6 protein-coding genes and 7 pseudogenes are annotated in these 10,754 nt (G+C 55.9%); 8 read left to right on the top strand and 5 right to left on the bottom strand.

Annotation, left to right across the window (positions count from 1 at the left end; all coding sequences use genetic code 11):
* Positions 1-722: 722 nt before the first annotated feature.
* Entirely contained in the window at positions 723-3,302 is a 2,580-nt protein-coding gene (locus tag NKH23_RS33690) for an HAD family hydrolase (RefSeq protein ID WP_353036655.1), read from the top strand.
* Between the two features lie 47 nt (positions 3,303-3,349).
* Positions 3,350-3,531: pseudogene (locus tag NKH23_RS33685) on the top strand (IS66 family transposase); the annotation flags it as partial.
* On the opposite strand, the gene NKH23_RS33680 reads toward NKH23_RS33685, so the two are convergent.
* From NKH23_RS33680 to NKH23_RS33670, 3 genes and pseudogenes are all read right to left on the bottom strand, one after another.
* Positions 3,513-3,737, bottom strand: coding sequence for a transposase (locus NKH23_RS33680; protein ID WP_353036657.1), 225 nt, complete (start codon positions 3,735-3,737; stop codon positions 3,513-3,515). The pseudogene NKH23_RS33685 and the gene NKH23_RS33680 overlap by 19 nt on opposite strands.
* 103 nt (positions 3,738-3,840) lie before the next feature.
* Positions 3,841-4,152: pseudogene (locus tag NKH23_RS33675) on the bottom strand (hypothetical protein); the annotation flags it as partial.
* A gap of 520 nt (positions 4,153-4,672) precedes the next feature.
* Positions 4,673-4,936 (bottom strand): reverse transcriptase domain-containing protein, encoded by a 264-nt coding sequence (locus NKH23_RS33670; protein WP_502912403.1) that lies wholly within the window; start codon positions 4,934-4,936, stop codon positions 4,673-4,675.
* 157 nt (positions 4,937-5,093) lie between these two features.
* Here NKH23_RS33670 and istA point away from each other — a divergent pair.
* The 6 genes and pseudogenes from istA to NKH23_RS33640 all read left to right on the top strand — a co-directional run bounded on the left by istA (position 5,094) and on the right by NKH23_RS33640 (position 9,449).
* Positions 5,094-6,841, top strand: a pseudogene (gene istA, locus NKH23_RS33665) (IS21 family transposase).
* Positions 6,819-7,566 (top strand): annotated as a pseudogene (istB, locus tag NKH23_RS33660) (IS21-like element helper ATPase IstB). The pseudogenes istA and istB overlap by 23 nt, the downstream one beginning before the upstream one ends.
* Positions 7,567-8,038: 472 nt before the next feature.
* Positions 8,039-8,319 (top strand): annotated as a pseudogene (locus tag NKH23_RS33655) (transposase); the annotation flags it as partial.
* Between the two features lie 85 nt (positions 8,320-8,404).
* Positions 8,405-8,593, top strand: a complete 189-nt coding sequence (locus NKH23_RS33650) for a hypothetical protein (RefSeq protein WP_353036649.1) — start codon at positions 8,405-8,407, stop codon at positions 8,591-8,593.
* Positions 8,594-8,890: 297 nt separating this feature from the next.
* Positions 8,891-9,010 (top strand): annotated as a pseudogene (locus NKH23_RS33645) (IS110 family RNA-guided transposase); the annotation flags it as partial.
* 121 nt (positions 9,011-9,131) lie between these two features.
* Positions 9,132-9,449, top strand: a complete 318-nt coding sequence (locus NKH23_RS33640) for a hypothetical protein (protein ID WP_353036647.1) — start codon at positions 9,132-9,134, stop codon at positions 9,447-9,449.
* 128 nt (positions 9,450-9,577) lie between these two features.
* Here the strand turns inward: NKH23_RS33640 and NKH23_RS33635 are convergent, their stop codons facing one another.
* A complete protein-coding gene (locus NKH23_RS33635) occupies positions 9,578-10,429 on the bottom strand; it encodes a sugar phosphate isomerase/epimerase family protein (RefSeq protein ID WP_353036645.1) in 852 nt (283 codons plus the stop codon).
* Positions 10,429-10,754 (bottom strand): annotated as a pseudogene (locus NKH23_RS33630) (aspartate aminotransferase family protein); the annotation flags it as partial. The pseudogene NKH23_RS33630 and the gene NKH23_RS33635, both read right to left, overlap by 1 nt.

Here is a 10,754-nt window from a genome sequence, read left to right as displayed (position 1 = left end):
GATCTGCGGTGGAAAGCGGTGGTTCTTGTAACTGATCGTCGTCGAGCTCATCCTCGCCCAATTATCCGTCAACCGTTAAGCTGCAGACCAACGTGACATCGCCGCGCACACCGCTTCAGCGCGTTCATACGCACACAACGCGACAGCCCCTCCGAGTGCTGGTTGCCCTGCCGCACACCAATGGCGCCAGCGGTGTATCTCTCGCCGATCACCTGATGTCGCGTCAGATGGAGCTTATGCTAACCCCATTTTGCATAACATTTAACACTTCTTCATCAAAACATCACAACGATTCGGCGCCTACACACACAGTTGTTCCTAACATATTCAAATACTTGGCATACGATATCGTACTCCCGTCGCTACGTTGACGGGAACTCTATACATGATAGTATTTGGCCAAGGGTTTGGTGCGACGCAGAGCTTCAACCAACGGTCGGATGCTTTAGTTTCTGCAAGAGCAGGGGTAAACGATGAGATAAGGGATCGTCTGGCGGTAGGACAGCGGAGTTTTGCTCAGCAGACCCTAGTTCGAATCCACATACCTCAACCAGTTTAGGACATCTCTATTTTAGTTGCCCGCTGCTTGGAAACTCCGTAGCGAAAGCGGTTACCGCTACATCGACAATTTGGCGATGCGGAGCGCCTAGACCCAAGGGCGGATGATGACAACCGACAAGTTCTCAACCAGAAAAACTGCGCTTGCGCGAAGGAGAAAAACTATGCAGCTTATACTGCAACGCTTGGCCGCCAAGATAAAGCAAGACGATGCTAATCCGAAATCCTCCGAACGGTTGCGTATTGACGATATGTTTGATCCCGAATTCGCGCCGCGCTTTCCTGGAGACGACGTCTATCAGTTTATCGGCCATGCGGATGCAATCTTTCCAGACGGGGGCCTCCTGACAGAACAGATCCAGAAACTGCAAAAGCCGGCGGATTGCCTGCTCTGTAGCGACATGCGTGATACTGGCCATCGGGAGCAAATAAAAACCCACGATATACCCAAGATTATGGAGGACTTCGATGATTCCATTAAGGTACTCTCACTTGACTGTTTCGATACGTTGCTATGGCGCGAGACAGCGACACCTAGAGACGTTTTCGCCATGCTGGCCGATCATCCCGTCGCGCGAAGGTTAGGGATAACTCCTCACCAACGCATTAGCGCAGCTGCACGCGCCCATCGAGCAAAGCCTTTAGAGAACGGATCCACGGAGATCGATCTCGGTGACATTTATCGGCTTTTTACATCGCTTTCTGGTAAGGAACGGGAGCTATTGGCCGAGGCGGAAATCCGGACCGAAATGAATGTTTGCTTTGCATTTTCACCGTACGTAGAACTAATCAGGCTGGCGCACGCCCGTGGTATCAAAATTATCGTCGTGAGCGATACGTATTTGCGCGAAGGCGAGTTAAGACGCCTCTTGGCTCGGCATTTGCCTGCCGACGTTATGCAGGCAATCAGCAAGATTTACTGCTCTGTCGATTATGGAACGTCGAAGAGCCATGCTCTTTTTCAGGTTGTAATCAAAGAGTGTGGCGTGCCTGCATCGCAACTACTTCACATTGGGGACAATGACGTAGCCGATGCGCAAGCGCCGCGGAAATTGGGCGTACGTGCGCTGCATTTCCTGCCGTTTGATCGTGAGGTCGCAGACTTCTTGCGCCTACAGCACGCGGCATCTTCGTTGATTGCACTCGAAGAGGCGGCACCCAAAGCAGTTGTTCTACCCTGCTATAGTCCATTTCGGCCAATCTTTTCTATAGCAAACCTGCATCCGTACGCGCCGGAGACAGTGATAGGCTACATGTCGTTCGGCCCTGTGCTATACGCCTATGCCCGTTTTCTTATCGACGAGGTGGAGGCACTACAACGGCAGGGCAGGCGGGTAAGAGTCTTCTTTCTGTTGCGTGATGCTTATCTTCTTTCAGCTGCGTGTGAAGCCTATGCGCGCAAACCCGTCGGCAAGCTGGTACGAATCCGCAAATTCTTTGCTGTTGCGGCGTCTTTCAAAACCCGCGCCGATGTCGATTATTACATCAGCGGGATCGAGCCCGAATTTGACAATCTTCATGCCACTGCAAAACAGCTTTTGCTTCCATCCGAAGTGGCAGAGTTGTTAATACGGATCGCCCATCAATCTGACGATCCAAAAACGGCATTCCATCAGTTGCTGCACGACGACGATGTGCTGGAGCTGATATTCAAGAATTCATTTGCTTTACGTACGCGCTTGATGCGCTATATGTCAACGGAATTGGAGTTGACGGAAGGAGATACCGTTATCTTTGCAGACATTGGTTATAATGGAAGAACGCAGGAATATTTGGCTCGCACATTCAAAGACGAATTGAAAGTAGACATACTTGGCCGCTATTTGGTCGCCTCCGACGAACCTTACCGTTCGGCGAACAGCAAGGCACTCATTACGTCCCCATGGTCTACCTTCACTTTATTTGAGGAATGTTGCACCTTCAAGGAAGGGGCGGTTGTAGACTATGATTTGGACGGCAGGCCCGTTCTTGGGGAGATCAAACTTAGTGAGAAGCAGTACGGGAAGGTTGCCAATGTTCAAGCTGAATGCTTGCGGTTCGTCAATGATGCGAGGGCTTTTTTTACCGAGTCTGGTATGACTCACGAGTATTCTACTTTGCAGCGGGCCGCCCATGCAGCTCTATTCCGTCATACTTACATGCCTATTGAAGCGGAGCTCGAATATTTCAAGGACTTCCAGTCCGCGAGGTTTATGGGACCAGATCGCAAGAAGACGATCTATCATCTAGAAAGTGCTTGGAGAACTGTGAGGTGCCTGCCCTCACCTTATAGGCTGGGTGCATATGAAACGCGCAGCTTGGGGCTTGACTTCACATTAAGCGGTTTGGTGCAGAGAAGATTCCAGCTTGATCTAGATCCAGAAGATATGAATGTGCGTTTTTCACCTCTGAAAGTCTTGATAGTCGGCACCCACGTGTCCAAGGTCTTCTTGCTTAGAGCACACCATATGCATGACGGATATTTTTCAATCATGATCCCATTTGTAAGCGGCACCAGCGTGAAAATGCTTTTCGGGGAGCACTACGAATGGTTGCAGATCACAGATATACAGCTTTTGAATGAAGCAAGAAGCGCGTGTAGGAATGTGTCGAGCTCTCTCGATCTGGAAGAAATCAACCGGCAGGGAGAGATTTACCGGTGCCTGTCACAAGCAAGTGCGGCGACAATCCGTCTCGTTGATTTGCAACAGTTCACAACGCCTCATTACTATCATATGATATTTCGCCCATTGGTTTCGAGGTAATTGCCCACGCCTTTGTCAGGGACAAGAATCCCTGAATCTATTGAGATATGGATCGCACCGATTTGCTGCATCTGACGAAGGAAGAGTTGATCGATCTGATGCTGCGGATGCAGCGGCCAGAGAAGACATTACGCACTTCGTTCGAGCCACCTTCGAGCGACCGGCTCGTCGGGGCAGGCGAAGCCTGGCGGCCAGGGCGGGTCATGAAGGTCACAGCCGCGCCATCAGTGAAGAGTACCAGATCGACAGCAGCATCGCTTTGAACAAGGCCGTTGGCGGCCAGGCAGGCTCGCCCTTCGCAGAGCAGGAAATCACACAAAGGGCTTGATCGATCGGCACCCAATAAATCAGTCCGGCAAGCTCATCCAAAGACGAATGCTGGCCGTGATCAACGGCGAAACCGAACTTTTCCTGACCAATGCGCCGACGTGACATCGCATCCCTCAATCCTTTGTTCAGATTGAGCGAATCACAGATTAACACGCCAGTCCAGACACCCGCGCACAGGTCTCCTAAGAGACCGGTAATTTCTCTGTGGTCAGGCGGCACGCAGTAGTGGCGGTTTGGGCTTGAATATTTGAGGCACGTTCAGTTCTGGCTGTCGGAAAGGCGCCCGCAGCTGGTTGCGAAGTTCGCCATTGATCTCCGCCGCCCGGACCTGCATGAGCATATGCGCACCGTGGAGCGACCAGCGCATCTGTTGCTTCTTGACCATACGTTTTCCGATGACTGAGTTCACCGCCGACTCGGCGAGAGTGGTGGCGACGCGAAGCCCAGCCCGGTAGCGCCTTCCATAGTTGACGATCGCGCCGCGGTTCGAACGGACATAGGTCAGGAGCTGCTCCGCGAGGCTGTGAAGCCGTGCGATCGAGAACTCGCCTTCCTTCAGTTTTACTAGAATTTGCTCCAGGTCGCGGATCGCGCGGCCGACCCGTCCATGCCACAGACGCCACTTCACGGCGCTGATGGGTCCCGGTAGGGACGATGGTTACCCATCGCCCCCCGGTCAGATCCGTACGTGCGGCACTACCGCCTACGGCTCCTATCGGATGTTGTGACTGTAAGCCGAGCATCTGGATGCGGATGCATCAGGCGGCACGGTGGCAGGTATTTGCGAAGCAGCTTTTGGAAACGGTCCCAAGGCATGCGGTGTCGCTGGCTTCGACGCATCAATGCGTGTCGCCATGCTCGACCGACCTCCCATCGGAAACCTCCCAACCGTCTTAGATTGTCAGGCATCACTTGGTAGTTCAAATACCCCTGTAACACTTGCCGTAACCACCGACCGACCTTTGCCACCGGTTCATGGCGTCGTCGCATCAATGTCTCCGGAATGGCCGCCAGCGTCGCGCGCATACGCTTCTTGATCGTCAGTCGGACGATTTTGAAACCCCATCATTGCGTCGTACGCCGCAGCAATGTGTGAACCCCAGAAAGTCGAAAGTTTCTGGCTTGTGGATTCCGCGCTCCCGGCATTGCTGCACAGCATACCGCCCAAAGCGTATCAGCTGTGTCTTTTCCGGGTGCAGTTGCAGGCCAAAACGGGCGAGACGCTCCCGCAGTGCTTGCAGGAAGCGCTGAGCCTCTCCTTCGTACTGGAATCCCATCATGCTGTCGTCGGCATAACGTACAATGATTACGTCGCCTTCCCCGTGGGTCGGTCAAAATCCCCCGGGTATGGTCACTTGAAATTCCCCCACCTGATGGTCACCGGCAGCGCTACTGAACAGCGGTAGCCGGTAAGGCAGGACGTTTATTTTCATCCCCTTTCATACAGCGAGGGGACCGGAGTTGTACGTCTTGAAGGCACATCTGCAAAGCACCGTACTGACATTACTTGATCGCAACACCAGCCAGCGCGAGATTCAAAGGCTGACGGGTGTCGATCGCAAGACGATACGGCGTTACCGAGCGCAACGGGCTGCTACGGAGGCAAATTCCCCCGGGGAAGTGACCACCGGCTCGGCAAGCGCGGAGGACCAAATTCCTCCACCCCGACCACCGGCTTCTGGGGTGTCGGGAGCGACGGTCACCAGCAGCCTGGCCCGCTCGGCCTGCGAAGTGCATAGGGCGTGGATCGAAGAACAGGTCCGCCTGAAGCGAAATGCGCAGGCGATTTACCAGGACCTGGTCGATCAGTTTGGCTTTCCGTCCAGCTACCAAAGGGTCAACGGTTTGTGCGCACGTTGCGACAAAGCGATCCCAAGCAGTTTGATCGTCTTGAGTTCCTCCCCGGCGAGGAGGCTCAGGTCGACTATGGCGAGGGCGCGCTGACGATCGATCCCAAGAGCGGCCGGTATCGTCGTCCCCGCCTGTTCGTGATGACGCTGCGCTATTCGCGGCGCAGCTTCCGGCGGGTGGTCTGGCAATCCAGCCAGCAAGTCTGGGCGCAGCTTCACGAAGAAGCGTTTCGGTATTTTGGCGGGGTGGTCAGCTATGTGGTGCTCGACAACCTTAAGGAAGGCGTCCTCAAGCCCGATCTGTACGAGCCCGAGCTCAATCCGATCTACAGTGCGATGCTGGCTCATTACGGCGTCGTCACCGATCCGGCCCGCGTGGCGGACCCCAATCGAAAGGGGAGCGTCGAGAATGCGATTCAACATACCCAGGGGACCGCGCTGGCCGGACGGCGCTTCGAGACGCTGGAAGCCCAGAACGAGTTCTTGAGGCATTGGGAGGAGAACTGGGCTTCCAAGCGCATCCACGGCAGCACTCGTCGTCAGGTCGAGCCCATGTTCCAGGAGGAGAAGCCGCACCTGCGGCCGCTGCCTGTCGCACCCTTCCGCATCTTCACTGAAGTCGTTCGGACCGTCTGCGACGACACCACCGTCCGCGTCGACAGCAGCTATTACGCCGCGCGGCCCGCGGCCATCGGCAGTCTGGTGGTCGTGCGCATCTACACTTCCACGATCGAGATCCGTGATCGCCACACCCATGCGCTGCTGCGGATTCATCCCCGGATGACGCACCCCGGTTCTGTCGTCTTGCCGACCAACGAACGGCCGTTCAATCCGTCACGGCAAACCGCCGTGCTGCTGGCGAACGCCGGTCGCATCGGCCCCCAAACCAAAGCCCTGTGTCAACACATGTTCGATGCCGAGGGACGCCCCGGACAGCGCGCGATGTGGGGCATTGTCGGGCTGAGCCGGAAGTATCCGACACGGATGGTCGAGCAGGCCTGTGCTCATGCCATCAGCAACCGCATCTACCGTTACAAGCACGTACGCGCGACTGTCGAGCGGCTGTTTGAGCAGGCGCTCCAACAGGTTGAAGAAGTCCCACAGCCGGCATCGCAGCTCACCCAGGATCATCCACTGATCCGCGCCCCCGCCGAATATGGCGACCTCTTCAGCCGTGCTGTGCGACACGAGGCCGGCAACAATGGCCGGCAGGCCGAGGCTGACGACGACCGCGCCTCTCCGCCCCGCGCTCGTGGCGCCTGCGCAACCCCGACCAGCTTCGCCGCCACGAGCGCTCCCGCTACCCCTTCTCACCTCAAACTGGAGACCCAACCCCATGATGACCATACCCGAAATTGAACGCTGCCTGCGACAGCTGCGCCTGTCGGGCGTCCGCGACACGTTGCAGACGCGCGTGCTGCAGGCGCAGGGCGCAAACCAACCCTTCCTCGAGACCTGAACTGGATCGTCGCCAATCCCGCCTTATCGAGCGGCGATATCAGCAATCCGGGCTCGATGAAAAACTGACGCTCGCCGAGTTCGACTGGTCCTTCAATCCCAAATTGCCGCGCCAAACTTGCTTCCAGCTCCACACCCTGGCGTTCGTTGCCGCCGGCGAGAACGCGATGCTGGTTGGCAAACCGGGCACCGGGAAATCCCACATCGCCAAGGCGATTGCCTATCAGGCGATCCTGCACAGCCACAAGGTCCAGTATCTCGAGACCGATGACTTCTTCCACCGCCACGCTCTGAACGCCCCCGCGCAACGCGAGGCCCGGATGCGAACAATCATCGACTGCGATCTCCTCGTGCTCGACGATCTGTTCCTCGCACGCGCCATCCCCGACGACGCCGGCGCATGGCTGCAGACCCTGATCCATCAGCGCTACAAACTGCGCCGCAGCGTCATCGTCACCTCCAATCGGGTCGTGCAAGACTGGGGGACATATCTGCGAGACAACACCATGAGCACGACGATACTCGATCGGCTGATGCATCATTGCCATCTGCTTGAGTTCGATGGACGCAGCTATCGCCTCAAAGAGGCCGCTGAAGCCCTTGCTCGGGAAACAAAGTCAAACTAACAAGTCCACTTCTGTCCTGTCTTGCGGGTGGGGGATTTTGACTGACCCTACCCGGGGGAATTTGAAGTGACCCGCGGGGTTCGCCTTTGGCATTTCGAGTACGCCATTGCTGGACCCATAAATCCAACGCGTAATGCAGGTAGTTCCTCGCGTTGCCTGCCGGTTTCCCCTGTCAACGCTTCACGAGCCGTGTCACACAGTCGGGCTTGGAACCTGGAACCGATACTTTGAGGATGACGATATGTTTTAACTAACTTGACACAGATGTTCCCATGTGAGGATTCTCCGCATGATTCATGCTGAAAATGAGCGATCAACCGCCTGCACGCTACGTGGGGATGCCTACGCGCTTACTTTCATCAACTATCTTTCATCGGCTTTGCAGCCGCACTAAGCGCTAATTTCCCAGTGCCTTTTCGCGTCGAGGTCTCTGCCGCATGAAGTGTCCACTTGAAACAGGTGGACACCAAATATGAGTGACGAAGAGCAGAAACTGCGTGTGCGGTTGGTGGGGCGTGATGGGCGACGCCGCTATGATCCAGGATCAAAGGAGCGGCTTGTTGCGGCCTGCCTTGAGCCTGGTGTGTCGATATCCGGCCTTGCGCTTGCGCATGGGATCGATGCCACCTTCTGCGCAAGTGGGTCAAGGATGCCAGGGAGGCTGGCTTGTCGGCGGGATCTGCAAGCTCGCCGTTTATCCCGGTCGTCGCAGCAGGCTGCAGCCTGCCTGTCGGGACCTCCTCGCTGGACATGCCGGGTATGCATACGACGAAGGCTGCCTACTGACGCGTACCTTGAGAGGTTAATGTCCGCTTAGATTTAAGTGGACGCTTAGCGAATGAAGTATCTGGCTATGGAGCAGCCCTCGACGGTAGAAGCGAGCACGTCCGCGGCTCTGCCGCTGCCGGCGGGTGCGGGCCGACAGCGGACGCGCCGCTCCTGGACGGTCGAACAGAAGCTGGCGATCGTGCGTGAGGTGCAGGAGACGGTGATCCGGTGTCGGTTGTGGCGCGGCGCCACGACATGAACGCGAACCACTTGTTCATCTGGATGAAGCAAGCCCAGCAAGGGCGATTGGGGCGGTCCAAGCCGTTGCCCGAGAGCCCACCGATCGCCTTCATTGACATGGGTGTTGTCGGTCCCAACCTGCACGATGTAGAGCCGGAAGAGTCGGCTCCTGCGCGATCGCACTCTGAAGTACCGGCTACGACCAGCCAAGCGGTGTCTACCGGTGGCCGGATGGAAATCGTCGGGGCCAACGGTCGGCGTGTGATCGTCGACCGCACTGTCGACGTAAGTTGCGGCGCGGCAATCAACGTGAGAGCGCGTATTGCAAAAGGCCATTGTCGCGCTTGCCCGCAGGCTGGCTGTCATGATGCATCGCATGATGAGTGACAGCACCGAATTTTGCTGGACGAGGGATGATTTGCCAGCCGCCACCTGACGCCAATCGGATGACCGCGCAGCATAAAAGTAGGAGATAATGGAATCCGCAATCTGGCGGAAAGCTGTCCTTCGCAGGACAATGGTGAAGTGAGTTCGCTGGACACCTTGTTCGAACGCAAATGACGTTCAGGACGCGTTCGATTTCTACTTCATCATTCTCACCCCATTATGGGAGGGCCAAAGGGCCGATCCGGGAGAGAAGCAAGAGCCCGCGAAAGATCGCAAAAGCCGGAGAACCGGAAAAATCGAAAGCCCTTGCCCTTTACCTGCCGATAGAGAAGGTGTCCAACTGTTTGCTTGGCGCCGGGCTGGCGTTAGCCATCTGCGTTGCACGTACGGATCAAGTTCTCGCGCTTTTGTTTGAGATCGTCGAGAAAATTCTTCAGCGGCTCAGCGCGGTCGGCGTGGCCGATCACCCGATCAAAGCATCGACATAAGCGTCGAATGCTGCTTCACTCTGGGCTGTCCAGTCGGGCATGGCGGGGCGCTTCCCTAATCACGAATCAGCACGCTAACAAATCTGCGACCAGCTCGAACATACTTTCAGACTCAGTAAGAATAGGCGCTATCTGGCACGCGGCAGCAATCGGGTGCTTACCAACGATTCAAATGATCTGCGCGCGCGCAACGCTCTCTCTTGAGCCGATATTCCTTGAAGTCGCAACCGCTCGGCTGGGATCTCAAGGGCAAGTGGAACTGCGGGCGGACGCTTGCTCAGGATCTCAGTTAGCGGGAATTCTCCTTCTCCGATAAACATGCGGTCGAACCGTGCTTCTTCTACAAGACATTCAGGGCCAGCATACTTGGGGCCATCGCTGAGTTGGATTTGCGAAATCATCGCGGGTGGTACACGCAGTATATCTTGAGGACTACCACCCGACCGCAACAAGTGGAGCACGTCGATGACGATCTTGTCGTTAGGGGAACCTGCATCGGCAAGAACTTGCATGGCTTTTTGTAAGTCCTTGATTTCCGAAAAAACCATGAACTCAATTTCTAGACCGAGGCCAAGCTGACTTGCGCTAGCGCTCAGAGCACCGAAATTATCGAGCATTCGTGAATAAACATTGTCAAATGCAACGACAAGGACGCACCGAGCACTTAGCTTAGCTGCAGCCTCTAGTATAGGCGTGTAGGTAAGAATATCGGTTTCAGGCGCAAGGACTAAGGCCTCGATACTTGACACGAGAACGCCGCTTTTCCTCGATACGAGTAGCGCTTTCTGAACTTCGTCATTAAGTTCCCGGGTTGATAAATTTTTTGCCCCGAGGCGCGGCGAATGCAACCGCATAGTTGCGTATTGGAACCCTGTTTCAGCAGCTATAGTGATCGCATCGGCCGGTGGCACCTCTTGCACCGTCAAATGCGCGAGAGTGAGGGGAACCTTGTCAGCGATAATCCGGTGATCAGTCTCCATCAGCCGCCAACCGCCAATTCTGACAGCGAAGCGTCAATTGATCCACCCAACAGTCCGACTATTGTCTCGAGGTCCTTCTCGCTGGCAATGAGCGGGGGGCAAACGACGATGTGATCGCCGTTAATCCCGTCGACAGTTCCTCCCAGCGCATGCGTGATCAGCCCCCTTGCCAGGGCTTCTCGATAGATCATCGGGCTGAGGTTACATTCGGCTGGAAAGGGCGCTTTTGTCTCGCGGTCCTTGACAAGCTCGAGCGTCATCAACATACCTCGACCGCGTATGTCGCCTACGTGCGGATGTTGATTGAACCTGTCTTGCAGGCGCT

This window comes from Mesorhizobium sp. M1328 (assembly GCF_040318075.1).
GTDB lineage: Bacteria > Pseudomonadota > Alphaproteobacteria > Rhizobiales > Rhizobiaceae > Mesorhizobium.
The sequence above is the reverse complement of the archived record's forward strand: the minus strand, read 5'-3'. Positions and strand labels throughout refer to the sequence as shown.